Annotated in this window: 16 protein-coding genes; 9 read left to right on the top strand and 7 right to left on the bottom strand. The window is 37.9% G+C overall.

Annotation, left to right across the window (positions count from 1 at the left end):
* Window positions 1-3 precede the first annotated feature (3 nt).
* From GJU39_RS16500 to GJU39_RS16485, 4 genes are all read right to left on the bottom strand, one after another.
* Window positions 4-1260 carry a putative DNA modification/repair radical SAM protein gene (locus GJU39_RS16500; RefSeq protein ID WP_154282094.1) on the bottom strand — a complete coding sequence of 419 codons (1257 nt, stop codon included), beginning with the start codon at window positions 1258-1260 and terminating at the stop codon, window positions 4-6.
* A 176-nt stretch (window positions 1261-1436) separates the two neighbouring features.
* Window positions 1437-2081: an HD domain-containing protein gene (locus tag GJU39_RS16495; protein WP_154282093.1), complete on the bottom strand. Its 645-nt coding sequence runs from the start codon at window positions 2079-2081 to the stop codon at window positions 1437-1439.
* 72 nt (window positions 2082-2153) lie between these two features.
* Window positions 2154-2435, bottom strand: a complete 282-nt coding sequence (locus GJU39_RS16490; protein WP_154282091.1) for a helix-turn-helix domain-containing protein — start codon at window positions 2433-2435, stop codon at window positions 2154-2156.
* 441 nt (window positions 2436-2876) lie between these two features.
* Complete coding sequence (locus tag GJU39_RS16485; RefSeq protein ID WP_154282127.1) at window positions 2877-4067, bottom strand: THUMP domain-containing class I SAM-dependent RNA methyltransferase; 1191 nt, start codon at window positions 4065-4067, stop codon at window positions 2877-2879.
* Window positions 4068-4138: 71 nt separating this feature from the next.
* On the opposite strand from GJU39_RS16485, the gene GJU39_RS16480 reads away from it, so the two are divergent.
* From GJU39_RS16480 to GJU39_RS16470, 3 genes are all read left to right on the top strand, one after another.
* The gene (locus GJU39_RS16480; protein WP_154282089.1) at window positions 4139-4507 is read left to right on the top strand and encodes a DUF3127 domain-containing protein; all 369 of its coding nucleotides are present in this window, start codon (window positions 4139-4141) and stop codon (window positions 4505-4507) included.
* Between the two features lie 225 nt (window positions 4508-4732).
* The gene (locus tag GJU39_RS16475; protein WP_154282088.1) at window positions 4733-6565 is read left to right on the top strand and encodes a sensor histidine kinase; all 1833 of its coding nucleotides are present in this window, start codon (window positions 4733-4735) and stop codon (window positions 6563-6565) included.
* A gap of 170 nt (window positions 6566-6735) precedes the next feature.
* Complete coding sequence (locus GJU39_RS16470) at window positions 6736-7431, top strand: response regulator transcription factor (protein WP_154282086.1); 696 nt, start codon at window positions 6736-6738, stop codon at window positions 7429-7431.
* 119 nt (window positions 7432-7550) lie between these two features.
* Here GJU39_RS16470 and GJU39_RS16465 read toward each other — a convergent pair whose 3' ends face one another.
* The gene (locus tag GJU39_RS16465; RefSeq protein WP_154282085.1) at window positions 7551-8399 is read right to left on the bottom strand and encodes a menaquinone biosynthesis family protein; all 849 of its coding nucleotides are present in this window, start codon (window positions 8397-8399) and stop codon (window positions 7551-7553) included.
* 41 nt (window positions 8400-8440) lie between these two features.
* A complete protein-coding gene (gene mqnB, locus GJU39_RS16460; RefSeq protein ID WP_154282084.1) occupies window positions 8441-9064 on the bottom strand; it encodes a futalosine hydrolase in 624 nt (207 codons plus the stop codon).
* Window positions 9065-9166: 102 nt separating this feature from the next.
* Here mqnB and GJU39_RS16455 point away from each other — a divergent pair, with 102 nt between their 5' ends.
* The 4 genes from GJU39_RS16455 (at window position 9167) to GJU39_RS16440 (ending at window position 14981) form a co-directional block, all read left to right on the top strand.
* Window positions 9167-9577, top strand: coding sequence for a 6-pyruvoyl trahydropterin synthase family protein (locus GJU39_RS16455; RefSeq protein WP_154282082.1), 411 nt, complete (start codon window positions 9167-9169; stop codon window positions 9575-9577).
* Window positions 9578-9589: 12 nt separating this feature from the next.
* Window positions 9590-10225, top strand: a complete 636-nt coding sequence (gene folE, locus GJU39_RS16450) for a GTP cyclohydrolase I FolE (protein WP_154282081.1) — start codon at window positions 9590-9592, stop codon at window positions 10223-10225.
* Between the two features lie 56 nt (window positions 10226-10281).
* Window positions 10282-11163, top strand: a complete 882-nt coding sequence (fabD, locus tag GJU39_RS16445) for an ACP S-malonyltransferase (protein ID WP_154282126.1) — start codon at window positions 10282-10284, stop codon at window positions 11161-11163.
* A 92-nt stretch (window positions 11164-11255) separates the two neighbouring features.
* Complete coding sequence (locus GJU39_RS16440) at window positions 11256-14981, top strand: sensor histidine kinase (RefSeq protein ID WP_245227964.1); 3726 nt, start codon at window positions 11256-11258, stop codon at window positions 14979-14981.
* 7 nt (window positions 14982-14988) lie between these two features.
* Here GJU39_RS16440 and GJU39_RS16435 read toward each other — a convergent pair whose 3' ends face one another.
* The gene (locus GJU39_RS16435) at window positions 14989-15891 is read right to left on the bottom strand and encodes a hypothetical protein (protein ID WP_154282079.1); all 903 of its coding nucleotides are present in this window, start codon (window positions 15889-15891) and stop codon (window positions 14989-14991) included.
* A gap of 203 nt (window positions 15892-16094) precedes the next feature.
* On the opposite strand from GJU39_RS16435, the gene GJU39_RS16430 reads away from it, so the two are divergent.
* Both GJU39_RS16430 and GJU39_RS16425 read left to right on the top strand, forming a co-directional pair.
* Complete coding sequence (locus GJU39_RS16430) at window positions 16095-17639, top strand: glycoside hydrolase family 10 protein (protein ID WP_154282077.1); 1545 nt, start codon at window positions 16095-16097, stop codon at window positions 17637-17639.
* 296 nt (window positions 17640-17935) lie between these two features.
* Window positions 17936-19033 (top strand): endo-1,4-beta-xylanase, encoded by a 1098-nt coding sequence (locus GJU39_RS16425; RefSeq protein WP_154282076.1) that lies wholly within the window; start codon window positions 17936-17938, stop codon window positions 19031-19033.

Genomic DNA, 19033 nt, shown 5'->3' with positions numbered 1-19033 from the left:
CTGCTAAAATAAAATGAGCTGATTATTATCTGTTTTTAAATATTTACTTTGACTTTCTGCCATGATAAAAGCCTTTATCTGCGTACCCTGATAATCTCTTAACTGATAAGGGCTATCTGCGCAGGTTATAAAATGTTTCGCTCTATTATAAGCTACCCCGATTTTTTTTAACTGATCTATTCTTAACTTTCCAAACTTCCTGGCCTGAACAATTTTCTTTGCAGACATTACTCCGATCCCGGGGATACGCAGAATCATTTTATAGTCTGCCTTATTAATATCTACAGGGAAATGCTGCATATTTCTAATCGCCCAGCTAAGTTTTGGATCAATATCTACATCTAAATTTGGATTGGCATCGTTTAAAATTTCCTGAACTTTAAAGCCATAAAAGCGCATTAGCCAATCGGTTTGATATAGTCTATTTTCTCTCAATAATGGCGGTTGAGTACCTAAAACCGGCATCCTGCTATCATTACTGATGGGTACGTAGCCAGAGTAATAAACCCTTTTTAAAGCGAAGTTTTTATAAAAAGCATTTGCGGTATACATAATATCTTTGTCGCTTTCTGGTGTGGCACCGATTACCATTTGTGTACTTTGTCCTGCCGGAACAAACTTCGGAACATGTTTAATCAGTTTTTTATCTGCTGCAAACTGAACAATATTCTGCTGAATAAAATCAAGCGGTTTAATCACATCTGCATGGTTCTTTTCCGGAGCTAAAAGTTTTAATCCGGCTTCTGTGGGCATTTCCAGGTTAATGCTCATTCTATCAGCATATAATCCCGCTTCCTTAATTAGCTCTTCACTCGCTCCAGGGATGGTTTTTAGATGAATATAACCATTATAGCGTTGTTCTAAACGAAGTTTTTTACATACCAAAAGTAAGCGCTCCATGGTAAAATCTGCATTTTTGAAAATTCCTGAACTTAGAAATAGCCCTTCAATATAATTTCTCCGATAGAAGTTCATGGTTAAGTCCACCACTTCATCCACCGTAAAAGCTGCACGTTTGATGTCGTTACTCTTTCTGGAAACACAAAATAAGCAGTCGTAAATACAGTGATTGGTTAAAAGAATTTTTAGCAATGATACACAGCGGCCATCTTCAGTATAGGTATGGCAAATGCCAGAAGAGTGACTATCCCCAATGCCTTTATTATCATTTTTCCGCGTACCACCACTTGATGAACAGGAAACATCATATTTAGCAGCATCAGCTAGAATATTTAACTTTTCACGAATTCGATCTGACATATCATTTTATTTACTAACAAATATAGCTATAAGGCTAAAAATATTAGTAAATAAAGGTAAGTTATGTACTCTTTAATGGAATAATAAAATGGATGAAAGTTCTTGAAATTGATTGTAAGAATTATAATGAATCAACATCAATACTTTATTAAAAGAGGTGAAAAGAAATGAAGTTATTAATTACCTTCCCATTCGCTATAGAAATGATCAAGATAATCCAGCATAAACTGATGCCTTTTTTCTGCAATTTTTTTTCCTTCGGCGGTATTCATCATGTCTTTTAAAAGCAAAAGCTTTTCATAAAAATGATTGATGGTTGGTGCGGTTGTATTCTTATAACTTTCTTTTGACAGGTGTTCCTCAACTTTAACAGCCGGATCATATAATACCCGGTTTTTAAAGCCACCATAAGTAAATGCCCTGGCAATGCCGATAGCGCCAATGGCATCTAAACGATCTGCATCCTGAACAATTTGCATTTCTTTGGAGGTAAAGCTATTGCCATCAAAACTGTTTTTGAAAGACATGTGCTGAATAATGAGTTTTACATGTTTCACGGTTTCCTCGTCTATTGCAATAGACTGCAGGAAAGATTCTGCAACCTGAGGCCCCAATTCTTCATCTCCGTTGTTAAATTTGGGATCAGCAATATCATGTAAGAGTGCTGCAAATGCAATGACGAGTTCGTTGCCTTGTTCTTTTTTATTGATGTTAACAGCTGTTTTATAAACACGCTCAATATGAAACCAATCATGACCGGCTTCGGCATCTTTTAAGGTTTGTTGTACGAAAGTTATGGTTTTTATTATGGAATCTTGCATCGTTTAATATTTGCAATAAAGATATTGGAAATATGGGCAAGGATGGAAAAATGATATCAACAGCGGAAGTTATTAACTCGCCGCTGCTGTTCTGTGCTCGTCATCAGATATAATCTTTATTAAATCGTTCGGATTTAAGGTTAACAAGTGCGTTACCTCAACCTCTAAAATTTCAGAAACCTGAAATAACCGATCAATCGTAAGTTTACTATAGCCAAGCTCAATCTTACTATAGGCATTCTGCGAAATTTTTAATTTTGCCGCTAGATAATCTTGAGTGTAATCTCTGTATTCTCTAATTTTTCTAATATTCCCGGCAACGTTTTTCGTCTTCAAAGCTAATACATCTTCCATAAAAAGGGATAATTTTTATAATGTTTTTAATATATACGAGTCTTTTATTCCTATAGATTTTCAGAATGATATTTTTTAGCACTATCAGGAATTACTCAAGGGGATAGACGAAGGATATATTTTAAACAATTACACGACCTAAAAGTTTAATGTATTCCTTTTGTTTTGTAGCACGTCAAGGCCTTGGTAGTTTTAATCACCGCTTTAGTGGCTTCCGGAGGTTGGAAGGCCTATTATCTTATGGAAATAAATTTGCATTGGCCGGGATTTTATTCTTTTTTTTATGCCTAAAGCTAATAAATTCTATTTTAGAGGCGCTCTGGAAGGATGTTGCATCTTAAATGGAGTTCATTGTATCTAATTTGCCGGTAAATAACAAAGCCTGAATTCCTGTCAGTCTGCTTGAGCAGATACCAGAAAATTCAGGCGGATTGGAATGTGTTAGGAAACAGCTTCCTGCTCAACTAACGGAGCGCGACGGGAGCCGTCATACAATTCATACTCCAGTAAGCGGCAGTCCAGTTTTCCATTATAGAATTCCAGTTTGCGCGAAGCTTTTAAGCCTATTTTTTTAGCGAGATCTGGATTACCCGTAAAAATGTAGCCAGCATATCCCTTGCATTTTGTTTTCATGTAATCGCCCATGCGTTTGTAAGTTTGCTCGAGTTTACTATGAACCCCCAAACGCTCGCCGTATTCCGGATTAAACACTACCGCACCTTTTCCTTCTTCAGGAACCGGGGTAAGTTCGAAATCACAAACTTCAAATTCGATTAATGTATCAACACCTGCAGTTTTTGCATTTCTGCGGGTAACTTCTACGGCATCTTCAGAAAGATCGGAGGCAATGATTTTCAAATCCGGATTTTTAATTACCTGATCTTTTAAAATTCTTCGCTCTGCAAAAAAGGCTTCTTCTCCATAGCCTAAAATATGCATAAAAGCATAGTTCATTCTATATAATCCCGGTGCCCGGTTAGTGGCAATTAGTGCCGCTTCGATGGCTAAAGTTCCAGAACCACACATTGGATTAATGAAAGGTGATTTGCGATCCCACTTGGTGGCATAAATTACGCCCGACGCCAAAGCCTCTAACATTGGCGCCTTACCAGGAATTTTACGGTAACCGTGTTTGGCAAGTGTTTCGCCGGAAGTATCCATAAATACATCTGCATCTGCATCTTTCCAGTATAAATGCACTACTGCTTTATTTGCATCAGAGCCAGAATCAGGGCGGATCCCTTTTTTCTCTTTCATGCGGTCTACAATCGCATCTTTTACCTTTAAATTAGCAAAAAGCGGGGTAGTGATATTTGGATTATCAACATTGGAGGTTACAGAGAAATAACCAGAAAAATCGATCAGTTCTTCCCATTCAATTTGTTTAATCTCATTGTATAAATCATCAGGCGTAATGGCCTTGAAACTTTTGATCGAATATAAAATCTGACTGGCGCAGCGCAAGTTCAAATTCAGCTTGATACACTCTGTAAGGGTGATATTCAGCTCAACACCCGTTGGAAAGGCTCTTTCGATGGTGTAACCTAAAGCCGTAACTTCATCTTGTAAATACGGAGAAAGGCGTTTATTGCAGGTGATAATAACCTTGCTTTTATTGTGGAAAACTTGCATCATAATATATGCGAAGTTATCAATAAAATTATAGAGATTTGGCTTTTATACGTACAATATTAGTATTAGTTATGGAAATTAAAGGAAAAGTACACGAAGTAGGTGCAACGCAGCAAGTGAGTGAAACGTTTAAAAAACGTGATTTAATAGTAGAATACGCAGAAAATCCAACATACCCAGAATATATTCGTTTTGAGGCTTTACAAGATAAAACTGCATTATTAGATACATTTAAAGCGGGTGATGAGGTTGAGGTTTTCTTTAATTTACGCGGTCGCCCATGGACAGATAAAGCAGGTAAGACATCATATTTTAACAGTTTGGTAATTTGGAGAATCAATGCTGTTGCAGCAGGCGCTCCATCTGCATCAGCCCCAGCTTATGCAGCTCCGGTTGATGTTAGCAATGCACCAGGTGAAGACGATGATTTGCCTTTCTAAATAAAGAATCTTTTTTTAAGCAAACAATTTTGAACCATGCCGGGGCTTTTGCCCCGGCATTTTTTTGTTATCGCCCTGCTTAAAACTTCATTTACAGCATGATATCCGTTGTTAAAATATGTTAAAAACATTCTTGTCAACTCCTGAATCATTATTTTTGATATCTGATTAAATTTAAAAATGTTCCCTCGTCATGTTTTTAAAAAATAAGGTAGTTTCAGGTAAATGAAAAAAAGAAGTTTTTGGTTTATAACCGTATTAATGACGGTGGCTTTACTTGGTGTTTTTGTAATGCAATTGTATTACATCAGGGAAGCCTATAACCTAAAATCCCAACTTTTTGATGAACAGGTAAACCAGACATTAGCCAACGTTGTAAAAAAGATAGAACGTTTAAACGTAGCCGATCACCTGACTAAAAAGGACGCTGAAAATAAACTCAGAAGACTTCAGGATTCGAGACAACGAGCGCTTGACATTAAAGATTTGAGGCAACAGTTTGCGCAGGAATCTGAGTTAAGACAAGCAGAGCACGAAAGCCAGATTGAAAATTATTTAAATCAACAAGATAGTATTATCAGGGTTTCCTACCGGGGCCCAAAACTAATTTCTGAAAACGAATTCAGATCGCTTTCTGCACCAAAATCTTCGATTACAGGCACACGCCTGGATGTTGAAATGGATGCCTTTTTTGATTTAAATAGCTTAAATCTAAAAGGTTACAGCATGAGAACGAAGCTGATTTCGCCTACTGCAAAAACTTTCAATTTTAGAACGCCTCAAAACCTGCCGGATACCATCAGGTATTTAGTGGCCGATCCGATGACAGGTAATCCATTGCTGGTTGGCCTGCCTAAAATTTCTGAAGATTTGAATAGAAAGTTTAAACGTCAGGATGAAATTGCCAGAAAGAAGTTGGAACTTAAAATTGCTTCTCTAGGTAAAGATACCTTTTCTTATACCCGGTTAAGTGTAGTGGAAGATGTTTCTAAAGAGTTACAGGAAGTAAATATTCCATTGTATAAGCGAATTAATTTCGAGGTGTTAGGTACTTTGCTTAAAGAAGAATTGCTTACTCATAATATTAATCAGAAGCCCTCTTACAAGATTTCGCTGGCTAAAAAAGATTCGATTTTATATGTAGAGGCTTCCCACGGAAAAAAGGAGTTCCTGCCCGAAAACACCTATAAAATTCCACTTTTTGGCAATGATCTGTTCCGGGATCCGGGAACATTGATGGTGAGTTTCCCGAATAAAAATTCTGCTATTGTGTCAAACCTCAGTGCAACGCTGGCATCCTCAGTAGGGCTACTTCTGGTGTTGGTTTTTATCTTTTCTTATACGCTTTATGCCATTCTTAAGCAGAAGAAAATTTCGGAAATGAAAACAGATTTCATCAACAACATGACGCATGAGTTTAAAACGCCGGTAGCAACCATTATGATTGCAAGTGAGGCACTTAAAGATCCGGAAGTTACAGCAGATAAGAGCAGGTTAAGCAGGCTGGCGAACATCATTTACGACGAAAATGTACGGCTGGGAAGTCATATAGAGCGCGTTTTAAGTATTGCAAGGTTGGAAAAAGGCGAGCTTAAAATGGAAAATACCGACGTAGACATGAATGACCTGATCATCATTGTTTTAGACAGTATGGAGCTGCAATTACAAAAACGCAATGCGGTGATTAATCTTCATACAGATGCCACAAACGCAGTTGTTTATGGAGATGAGCTGCATCTTTCGAATGTGCTTTATAACCTGATTGATAATGCAAATAAATATAGTGCAGATACGCCTGTGATTACGATTTCTACGCGAAACACCAATAAACACTTAATTATCGAAATTTCTGATCAGGGAATAGGCATGACCAATGAACAAACGAAAAGGGTTTTCGACCAGTTTTACCGTGTACCAACCGGAAATTTACACGATGTAAAAGGGTTTGGCCTGGGGTTAAATTATGTTCAGGATATTATTAAAAAGTTAAACGGCACAATAAAAGTAAGTAGCGAAAAAGATAAAGGAACAACGTTCGAAATATCTTTACCTTTATAATCAAGGCAATCGGCACATAAGTAGTATTGGTCGGTACAAGATTTTAGCTTGCAAACTTTGCCCTATTATAGTGGTTTAAAATTTAGTCTGATCATAATTAAACCACTATGCACATTCAGAATCAAACATTTAGTGTAGCATATGCTGCACCGGTGAATAAAATCAATAAAATGAAAAAAATACTTCTGGTAGAGGACGATCCGAATTTAGGTTTATTATTACAAGATTATTTGCAGCTGAAAGGCAAGTTTGATGTTGTTTTATGCAATGATGGGGAGGAAGGTTTGAAAGCATTTAATAAGCAGAATTTCGACCTTTGTATTTTTGACGTGATGATGCCCAAGAAAGATGGTTTTACTTTGGGTAAAGATGTTAGAAAGGTAAATGCTCAGGTTCCAATTATATTTGCAACCGCTAAAACCATGCTCGAAGATAAATCTGCAGCTTATGATTTAGGCGGCGACGATTATATTACGAAGCCTTTCCGTATTGAAGAATTGCTGCTGAGAATTAATGCAATGTTTAAACGCGTTGCAAGTAAAGATAGCAGTGCCGATGAAGCCCCTGAAACGCAATTTGCTATCGGTAGTTATCATTTTGATTATACCACACAAATCATCACCCATCAGGATCATCAACAAAAACTTTCTACAAAAGAAGCGGAATTACTGCGTTTGCTTTGCCTGAAAAAGAATACCGTTCTAACCAGAGAAGAAGCCCTGTTGAGTATCTGGCATGATGATAATTATTTTAACGGGAGAAGTATGGATGTGTTTTTAAGTAAACTCCGTAAGTACCTGAAAGGCGACCCTAATGTGGAAATTATTAATGTGCACGGAAAGGGTTATAAATTGCTGGTGAGTTAGGTATCGTATGCAACAATTTTTCAAAGTTTCAGGTAACTGTTGGAATGTTGTAAAGTTGAAATGTTTTTGGCGACGAAATTGACTTTCCAACATTCAAACCTTCCAACATTCAAACCCTTTTAAATATACAGATGCGCTTGAATGGCTGGAATAATATTTCGCTCTTGCGCCAGGGTAAAAAGTATATCAACAGCTTTTCTACCTTCGGCACCTAAATTTATGCTGTATTTATTAACGTAAAGTTCAATGTGTTTGTACATCACTGCCTCATCCATGGCTTGTGCGTGTTCCCGAATAAAATCAATACCAGATTTAGGATGGGCAAAGGCATATTCAACAGATTCACGAATCAGGCGGTTCACTTTTAACTGAATTTCGCGATCTAAATTTCTATTGATTACAATTCCGCCGAGTGGAATGGCGCAACCCGTTAATTTCTCCCAATAATCGCCAAGGTCTACAATTTTGGTTAAGCCTCTATCTGCGTAGGTAAATCTATTTTCGTGAATAATTAAGCCTAAATCAATCTGATCTGCTAATAATGCTGTCTCAATTTCTGAAAAAACCAATTCTTGTTTATTGTGAAGTTCAGGATAGGCAATGCCTAATAAAAAGTTGGCAGTGGTGTATTTTCCCGGAATTCCGACACGAAGGCTACCAGGATCATTTTTTATCCGCTCAGCTAATGTTTCTTGGTCAAACTTATGGCTGATTAACAATGGCCCCACACCAAAACCCAAAGCACTACCTGCATCAAGCAGCGCATATTGACTGGCTGCGTAAGCAAAGGCATGAAAGCTTAGTTTGGTAATGTCAAGCTGGCCTTTCATCGCTTTCTGGTTCAGGGTTTCGACATCATCATAGCTAACCTCGAAAGTTAAGCCATCGGTATCTATTTTATGGTGAATGAGCGCATCGAAAATAAAAGTATCGTTGGGGCAGGGAGAAAAACCGAGTGTAAGTTTCATAGCATCAAAATTAAGCGATGCAATAAACTAAAACGTCATAATCAGTTCATTTCTCCAATAAAGGTAATTGCCCAGTCGTTCAGGTTTTTAATGGCTAAACCAATCTTCCAGTTGTCTTTATTTCGTGGCTCAACATAATTAGAAAGGCCTCGAACCTGGATGCAATCTATATTAGCCTGCTGGCAGGCGTAAAAAACGGCTGCACCTTCCATACTTTCGGCAACAGGATTGAATCGTTTTAACTGATTTTGAATGCTTTTTTCGCTGCCGCTTACGGCGTTAACAGTAATTGCCCGAACCGCGGGCAGATCAATGGTTATCTTGGTTCTGTGCTGAAAGTGATTTTCTCCAAAACCCAGCTCCGTAATGCTTAAAAATTCATCTCCGTTTTCTGCGCCAAGTTCTGCGAAAATATCTTCCTTAATATTTACCAAAGTACCCAATTCGATATTCCGGTCGAAACAGCCAGCAATTCCCAGGTTTATCACCAGCTGATATTTACTGGTTAAATTCTGCCCCAGGGCAAAGGCTGTTGCAACCATCCCCACGCCGGTGATCAAGACATCGAAATGTTTGCTTTCTACAAAATCTTTCTCCGGCAGGCTATAATGCTGATAAAAAAAAGCAAGTTCGGCTTTGGTGGCGGCGACAACTAAAGTTTTCATAAGGTAAATTTAGCAGATTGTTTCCATTAAACTTTGGTTTCTTTCCGCTTTGATGTTTAGGCTTTGAGCATTATCAGTATATTTGCGGTTTATTCAATTGTAATGATTTATATAACAAGAAAAGCATCATTTAACGCGGCCCACAAGTTGGCAAGACCCGATTGGGATGATGATAAAAATAATGAGATTTATGGCAAATGTGCTAATCCGAACTGGCACGGTCATAATTATTGGTTATATGTTACTGTAAAGGGAGAAGTTAATCCTGAAACAGGCTTTCTGGTAGATTTGAAGTGGTTAAAAGATGTGATGAATACTTACGTGGTAGATAAGGTTGATCATAAGAACTTAAATCTTGATGTAGATTTTATGAAGGGCAAGCTGGCATCAACAGAAAATTTAGCCATCGAAGTCTGGAATCAGTTACTGGCTCCGATTGCAGAAAGTGGTGCCGTTTTGCATTGTGTTAAAATCTACGAAACCGAAAATAACTTTGTTGAATACTTTGGTTAAAACCCCATATTAATGAGCACTAAAGATGTATTAAAAGGCGAATCGATAGATGGCTATGTAAAAATAGATCGTTATAACGATGACAAAATCGAGGCTGTAGCCACCCATTATAAAGATATTTTAAGTCAGCTGGGTGAAGACCCTGAAAGGGAAGGTTTGGTTAAAACCCCAGAACGTGTGGCTAAAGCTTTGCAATACTTAACCCATGGCTATGATTTAAAACCTGATGAGATTTTAAAATCGGCAATGTTCAAAGAAGATTACAGCCAGATGGTGGTGGTTAAAGATATTGAGGTGTACTCCATGTGCGAACACCATATGCTGCCATTTTTTGGGAAAGCCCATATTGCATACATCCCGAATGGCCATATTGTTGGTTTAAGCAAAATTCCACGAATAGTAGATGCCTTTGCCCGCCGGTTACAAGTGCAGGAACGTTTAACCAACGAAATCAGAGATTGTATCCAAAGTACATTAAACCCGATGGGCGTGGCCGTAGTGATGGAATGTAAGCACTTATGTATGTCTATGCGTGGTGTTCAAAAACAGAATTCTGTTACCACTACTTCTGCCTTTACCGGTACATTTTTAAGTAATGATAAAACGAGAGCAGAATTTTTAAGGTTAATTACGGCAAGTTTAGATTAGTCAATAGTATTAAGTAAAAAGTAAAAAGTATCAAGTATTAGGTATTGAGATAAATGATGAAAGCATATATATTTCCTGGACAAGGAGCACAGTTTGTAGGTATGGGTAAGGATCTTTATGAGCACCCAAAAGCTGCAGAATTATTTGAAAAAGCAAACGAAATTATCGGTTTCCGCATTAGTGACATTATGTTTAGCGGAACTGATGAAGCGCTTAAACAAACCAATGTAACACAACCTGCAATTTTCTTACACTCTGTTATTTTAGCTAAGGTTTTAGGTGATAATTTTAAACCGGATATGGTTGCTGGTCACTCTCTGGGTGAATTTTCTGCATTAGTTGCTGCAAATGCCTTATCGTTCGAAGATGGTTTTAAACTGGTAATTGCCCGTGCAAATGCGATGCAAAAAGCATGCGAGGCACAACCTTCTACCATGGCCGCTATTTTAGGTTTAGCTGATGATGTGGTAGAAAACATTTGCGCAGATATTGATGCCATTGTTGTGCCAGCAAATTATAACTGCCCGGGCCAGTTGGTCATTTCCGGTAGTATCGAAGGAATTGATTTGGCTTGTGCTAAATTAACCGAAGCTGGTGCGAAAAGAGCCTTAAAATTAAATGTGGGTGGTGCTTTTCACTCGCCTTTAATGGAGCCAGCTAAAATTGAATTGCAGGAAGCAATTGAAGCGACAAATATCGCTGCTCCAATCTGCCCGGTATATCAGAACATTGATGCAAAGCCTTATACAGATCCTGCTGAAATTAAAGAAAACTTAATTAAACAGTTAACCGGAGCGGTTCGCTGGACACAAACCGTTACCAATATGCTGGCAGACCAGGCTACCGAATTTGTAGAAGTGGGTCCGGGTAATGTATTACAGGGATTGGTTAAAAAGGTAAGCCGTGAAGTGCAAACCAGTAGTGCCACAATAGCTTAATATTCTATTAAAATTTAAAATTGGCAGCGCCATAAACAAGCCGTTTATGGCGCTGTTTTTGTCTATATTTACGTTTAATAAAATTGTTGACATTGAGCTTTGGTGTAAAAATTAGGTTTCTTCTGTTTGTATTGGCCTGTTGCCTGATCGCAACTTCTATCTCATTAAGCAAGTTTACCACCAAATCTGAGCTTCTGGAAAGAGATGCAAGAGAAGTTCAAAATAACCTGCTCATTAAAGAAAGAATTGTTCAGAATTTCCTGTCGGATAAAAAGCAGGTAGAAAAAGCTAAACAACTGCATCAAAACCCAAAAGATGCTGTCGAATTTTTATCTGTCTATAGAAAAGATAAAGGCATTAATCTTTTAACCTTTCAAAATAATCAACTTAAGTTCTGGAGTACCTATAAGGTTACCGATATTGATGTAACCAACATTAAGGAAGGGAAATCGGTGTTGTTTTTTTATAACGCATGGTATGAAGTAATTAAGCATACAGAGGGTAGTTTTAGTTTAGTATTTTTAATCGCCATTCAATCTCAATATCCGTTCAAAGAAACTCAATATTTCAAGAATGATCTGGATCCCTTTCTGTCGAACTCTAAATTATTAACACTGGCCTCTTTTACCGATAAGGATGTTTACACCATAAAAAGCCTTGATGATAAATTTCTTTTTGGCTTAAAGGTCAAACCTGGATACTCCAACGATTACTATTCTGCCATACAGTTGTGGTTGTTTATTGGGGGAATGCTTTGCATATGCATGTTCTTCAACTCATTAAGTTCGCTGGTGGCCAGAAAAGGGTATATAGTTTCCGGTACTTTTCTCTTACTGGCGTTTTTTACAGTATTCCGGCTCTCCGACTTATACTTTGGCTGGTTTAACCATCACTTTTCACTACCCCTTTTTGATCCCAGAATTTACGGCGATAGTTTTTTAATGCCATCTCTTGGCGATTTTTTACTGAACGTATTTGCATTAACCTGGTTCCTGTTATTTGTATACAACCACAAAGAACAATATCAGTTTCCCAATTGGATCAAAAGCAATAAATTCCTCAGCATTCTTATTCATGGGTTATTACTGGTGTTTATCAGTCTCATCGCTTACTTTAGTGATGAGGTATTTTTTGGGCTGATATATAACTCAAAGATTAATTTTGAAATTATTAATATTTTAAAACTGAGCGGATCCAGCTGGGTAAGTATTGTAATTTTATGCCTGGTTTGGTTTCAAATTTACCTGCTTACGGTTATCATGGCCGTTATAAGCCTTCCCCTAAAAGTAAGCAACAGAGAAAGACTGATTATCTTCTTAACTGGCTTTGCTGCCTTTTTTTTATACAAGCTCGCTACAGATTTTACAGCATTCTTCATTGTATTTGCGCTTATCCTGTTTATTATTGCAAGAGGAGTTTATATTCAGGAAAAAAGATTTTCTGTGGGTTTATTTGCCCTGGTATTCTTCTGCCTCGCATTTAATACCTCCATCAAATACATCAAGTACAAAGACATAAAGGAGCGGAGTTTGAGGGAACCTTTAGCCCGGAAGGTACAATCTTCAGAAGATCCAAATGCGATTATCTCACTCGGTGTACTGGAATCGCAGTTACTTAACGACCAGTTTTTGGTGCGCTATTTTAAGCAGGGAATTGAAACGAATTATCCCGTATTAAAAAACCATATCAAAAATTATATGGACGGGTATCTATCCAGATATGATTACCAGATTTATCCATATAAAAAAGATGGCTCAAGTACGGATAACATCAGGAGCCAGCCGTTTTCGAAGTACAAAAATCTTGTAGAATCAGGCTCCGTAAAGATAAACGGAGGCAACTATTTTTATCAGGTGAATAATACTTTCGGCTACCAGGATTATTTCGGAATAATTTCTGTGCTTGACCGCGGATCTTTGTTGGGTACACTAGTGGTAGAACTAAGGTCTAAACCCTACAACTATAACAACCGGTTACCTGATTTACTTGGCGACCAGAAGCTGATCAGAGATGAAGATTTTAGGGGCTATTCCATTGCGCTTTATAGCAATAACCGCCTCTTGAATCAATCCGGAAATTATACTTATCCATTAGATGGCAAAGATTTTAAAGGTAAAAAAGATGATTTTGTAACCACTGGCGATAAATTATCTGCTTATAGCCATTTAATTTATAAGCCGAGCGATAGCAAAATGGTGATCATCAGCAAAGAAAAGGTTGATTATGTGGAGCGTTTAGCTGCCTTATCTTTTTTCTTTTTGGTATTTATTATCTTTTCTTTAGTGCTTTATGGGTTGGTTTGGATGATCAAAAATCTCGATGATGAACGTGTAGGTTGGTTTAGCATCAATCGGTCATTAATGATCAATGCCAATAAAATCTTATATAAAACCCGTATTCAGGTCTCAATTGTACTTTCTGTGGTGGCCACTTTGCTCATTGTAGGCTGGGTAACTTATTATTATATGGATAATGAGTATCGAAGCCAGCAAAACGCCGACATTAAAGATAAAATCAGAAAGGTGCAGCAAAATTTCGAAAAGCAGGTTTTTAGTGGCGGGATTAAAGATGATGAGAATGCCGTTGCTGATTTTAACAACTTTGCAGATATTAATAATGCAGATTTAAATCTCTACGATATTAACGGAGATTTAATTATGACCACTTATCCGAAGTTGTATAGTTACAAAGTAATCGGGCGGAAAATGGGCCCTTTAGCCTATACTTACCTCACGCAACTAAAAAGGTCAGAGTATATTAATCCAGAGGAAAAAATTGGCAACCTTACCTATGCTGCGGCATATGCGCCAATCCGAAATGCACAAAATGAAACGATTGCCTATATCGGTTTGCCTAATTACTCTAACGAGGAAGAATATTCTGATAAGATTGCCTTGTTTGTAAGCAACCTGATTAATATCTATGCCTTGGTTTTTGTGGCTGTTGGTGTGTTAGCTGTATTTTTGGCCAATCAGATTACCAGTCCGTTAACGTTTATTCAGGAAAGCATCAGCCGGACTAGAATTGGGCAACGTAATGAGCCGATTGTATGGCGGAGGCATGATGAGATTGGTTCATTGATTAAAGAATACAACAACATGATTGCGGCGCTGGAGGCCAGTGCGGTAAAACTCGCCCGTTCGGAAAGGGAAAGTGCCTGGCGGGAGATGGCGAAGCAAGTGGCGCATGAAATTAAAAACCCGCTTACGCCATTAAAGTTAGGTGTTCAGTTGCTCGAAAAATCATGGAAAGAGAATGATCCGAACTTCGAAATTAAGTTTAACAAGTTCAGTAAATCGTTTATAGAACAGATAGATAGCCTTTCGAAAATTGCTTCTGAATTCTCGAATTTTGCAAAGATGCCAGATACCAATTTAGAGAAAGTGGAGATTCTTCCGGTTTTAGAAAGGGCAAGAGAAGTTTTTAAAAATACGGGTAATGTAGAAATAGATTTGCTCGATAAATCAAGCGAAAAAATTGATATCCTCGCTGATCAGGATCAGTTATTAAGGACCTTTAACAACCTGTTTAAAAATGCCATTGAGGCCATTGAAGGTAGCGACCATTGTTGTGTTACCCTTGTTTTATATAACGATAAAACACATGCATTTATAGAAGTTAAGGATAACGGAAAAGGAATTCCGCAGGCCTTACATGACAAAATCTTTGTTCCAAACTTTACCACTAAAAGTTCTGGTACAGGTTTAGGTTTGGCCTTCGTAAAGCAAGCGGTAGAAAATGCAGGCGGAGAGGTGACTTTTACTTCCGTACCGGATGTAGGCACTACATTTTACCTTACCTTTCCCTTAGCTAAATAAAAGCAGGTTATTTTAGTTCTACCTGAGCCTTACCCAGTGTATTTCCATTTGTGTAAAGAATAACGGTGTAAATGCCTTTCATAAACGCTTTTGGATTTCGCCAGTCGATTACGTAAGAACTGTTATCATTGTTGTAATCGATATAAATGGAGTGACTGAATTGCATTTCCTGTCCATCGGCTTCAAACCGGTCTTCATCATCTGCAAGCAGATTCCCGGCCGGATCAAATACCCTCAGATAGATGTTGTGGTGACCCTTCACAGCAAGGTCGTTTGGAATAATATTGAAACGGACACTGAGTTTCTCTGCGGATGAAGATTTAGTAACTTGTACTTTTTTACCACTTGATTTTGTTCTGAAAGCAACAATCTCTGCATTTTGGAGCTTTAATGTAGCTGCGGTTTTTACTTTTTCATTGAGATTCGCATTTTCATTTTCCAGGCTCGAGGCTTTATTACTGATGTTTCGCAAGGTATTTTCGAGGCTATCCCGGGTATTCTTCAGGAAAATATTATCTCGTTGTAACTGAATAATCTGGTCGTTGTAATTCTTAACAAACACTTTTAGTTCGCTAATCTGGGTATTTGCCTTATCGAGCTCTCCCTGCGTAATTTCTCCCTTTTCTAAGGCAGCTTTAAGTTCTTCAATTTTCTCGCGGGCGAGTTTTTGTTCTTCAACCAGTTTTTCATTTAGATCAAGGTTCAGGGCATTTACCTTATCTAACTCTACTTCAATTTTTTCTACTTCTAAGCGAAGTTTATCTTTTTCCGTGCTTACTGTGACAAATTTTTTGCTTTGCTGTCGGTCTTTGAAGAATAAGTAGGCATTCGTGCCTACAAGTGCCGCAATAACTATAATCAGAAAGTATATCTTATTTCTATCGCCCTTATTAATCTTTTGTGGTTCCATTCTCAAATAATGCTGTATCTTCTTAAATTAATATACTTTTGTTCTCCAATTGGTAATGGTGGGATACAATTAATTTAGCAAAGCACAAATTAGAATTATTCAAAAAAATTATAAGAGATTTTAAAAAAAATCGTTTAATTGCTAACATTCATTTGTATAACATACAAAAAGAAAACATCCTGAATAAAAAATAAGACAGAATAATGCTTAAAAACTTCCTATACGCACTTTTAATTGTAACTATACCACCATATATATTAAATGCACAACCTTCAACAAAAATTGCACCAAAAAGAGAGTTTAGGGGTGTTTGGGTCGCTACGGTAACGAATATAGACTGGCCATCCAGACCAGGTTTAAGTGTTGATCAACAGAAACAGGAATTGATTGGTATCCTTGAACGCCACAAAGCACAAGGAATGAATGCCATTATTTTACAGGTAAGACCTGCTGGCGACGCTTTCTATGCCAAATCTCGCGAACCATGGAGTCAGTGGTTAATGGGGCGCCAGGGTTTAGCACCGGCACCCGGTTATGATCCTTTAACATTCGCCATAAAGGAAGCACATTTCAGGGGGATGGAATTGCATGCCTGGTTTAATCCGTACAGGGCCAGTATGAGCAGCAGTACTGTTTTTAGCGAGCTTCATGCTTACAGGAAACATCCTGAATGGTTCTTTATCTATGGGGGTAAAAAGCAGTTTGATCCTGGTATTCCGGAAGTAAGGGAGTATATTATACAGGTAATTTTGGATGTTGTTAAAGAATACGATGTAGACGGGATTCATTTTGACGATTACTTCTATCCATATAAAATAGAAGGTCAAACCATTAACGATTCAAATACCTTTAACAAATACAAAGAGAATTTTACCGATGTTAGGGATTGGAGAAGAAACAATGTTGATGTGCTGATTAAACAGCTTGACGACAGCATTCATCACTATAAAAAATGGGTGAAGTTTGGAGTCAGTCCTTTTGGAATCTGGCGGAATAAAAACGAAGATCCGGAAGGGTCGGCTACCAGTGGTTTATCAAATTATGCAGAGCTTTTTGCAGATAGCCGCAAATGGGTGAGAGAAGGCTGGGTGGATTACATTAATCCACAAATTTATTTCACCTTTACGAGGAGGGTAGCACCTTTTGGTACCCTGGTAGATTGGTGGAGCAACAACAGTTACGGCAGGCACGTATATATTGGTCAGGGTGCATATTTAGTGAACTCAAGGGCTGAAGCGGCCTGGAAAAACCTTTCTGAGCTGCCAAAACAGATCAGGTACATTAGAGATAATAGCCGGATTCAAGGCAGTGTTTATTTCAGTTCTAAATCGTTAAGTACCGTGGCCAGGTCTGTTGCCGATTCATTGAAAAACGATTTATATAAGTATCAGGCTCTGCCGCCTCAAATGCCATGGCTGGATGAAGTTGCACCCAATAAACCCCAGCAATTAGCAGCCGATGCTTTAAAAGATGGGGTTCACCTTAAATGGGAAAAGCCATTGAAAGCAAGCGATGGAGAAACGGCTTCGGGTTATGTAATTTATCGATTTGCAGAAGGTGAGAAAATTTCAATTCTGGATCCAAAAAATATTCTTAAAATCAGTTTTGAAGATTACGTTTCCTTTATCGATACGAGTATAGAAAGCGGTAAACGCTACAGTTATTTGGTTACGGCTTTAGATCGGCTGAAAAATGAAAGTGAACCAAGTGGACCTGTAGGTGTTGAGGTTCCTCTGGCTAAAGAGTAATCTATAAATTAACAAAAAAATCCTGCCTGTTAAAGGCGGGATTTTTTGTTTTATAACCAGTTTTGCTTTACCAGATAAACTGATCAGAATAAATCATGTAAAATTTATGCAACCGATTGCAATTTTAAGAAAATAGTTTTACTTTAGTCTTATCGAATCTACTTTGGAATAGTTGAGTAAAGGGTGTGAGTTTAGGTAATTCCTTTGATTTGAATTAAAAACAGGGGTTGAGGTGAATACAAACTTCAACTTTAGCTAACCAAATATAGATGAGCAGGGCTACTAATTTTTTAAAGATGATCAAATCGTTATGCATTTGTTTTATTACGCTGATTACAATCAATGCTGATGCTCAACCTCTGCAATTAAAAAAAAAATCTGATCAGCTGGCATTGAAAGATGCTTACAAAAAGTATTTTCCAATTGGGGTAGCGGTAGCCGTGAGAAATTTGCATGGCGATGAAGCGCAGCTGATCAAAAATCAATTCAATAGTATTACGGCAGAAAATGCCATGAAAATGGGGTCTATCCAGCCAAAGGAAGGTATTTTCCATTGGAAAGATGCAGATTCAATCGTTAGCTTTGCTATAAAAAACGGTATTAAAATTCGCGGACATAATCTATGCTGGCATGAGCAAACTCCTGATTGGATTTTTAAAGGTGATGATGGCAAAGAGGTAACCAAAGCCGTATTGCTACAACGACTCAAAACACATATTACTACTGTGGTAAACCGTTATAAAGGCAAAATTTATGCATGGGATGTTGTTAACGAAGCCGTTGATGATGATCCGAAAAACTTTTTGAGAAATTCTAAATGGTACCAGATCTGCGGCGAAGATTTTATCATAAAAGCTTTTGAATATGCCCATGCGGCAGATCCGTCAGCCAAGCTCTATTACAACGATTACAATACCGAACGGCCAGAAAAAAGAGACCGGATTTACAAGCTTTTAAAAAGTTTAAGAGATAGGGATGTGCCGGTTGATGGCATTGGTTTGCAGGCACACTGGTCTTTGCAGGAGCCTGCCGAAAATGAGCTTCGAAGTGCGATTGAACAGTACTCCTCCCTCGGGTTAAAAATTCAGATCACGGAACTGGACATTTCTATCTATCCCTGGGAGCCAGGCAAACGCGACAAAAAACAAGGCGAAAATGATTCATTTACCACTGATTTAGAAAACAAACAGGCAGCGAAATATGCCATGGTTTTCAAGCTGTTTCGGGAATATAAAAGGGTAATTACCAATGTCACTTTCTGGAACATTTCCGATCGCTATTCCTGGTTAGATAATTTCCCGGTAATGGGTAGAAAAAACTATCCATTGCTGTTTGATCGCAACCTGCAACCCAAAAAAGCTTATCACGAAGTGGTTAACTTTAAAAATAGATAA

It is taken from the genome of Pedobacter petrophilus (genome assembly GCF_009674725.1).
In the GTDB taxonomy this organism is placed as follows: Bacteria; Bacteroidota; Bacteroidia; order Sphingobacteriales; family Sphingobacteriaceae; genus Pedobacter; species Pedobacter petrophilus.
Note: the sequence above shows the minus strand (reverse complement) of the source record. Positions and strands in the feature narration are given on the sequence as shown.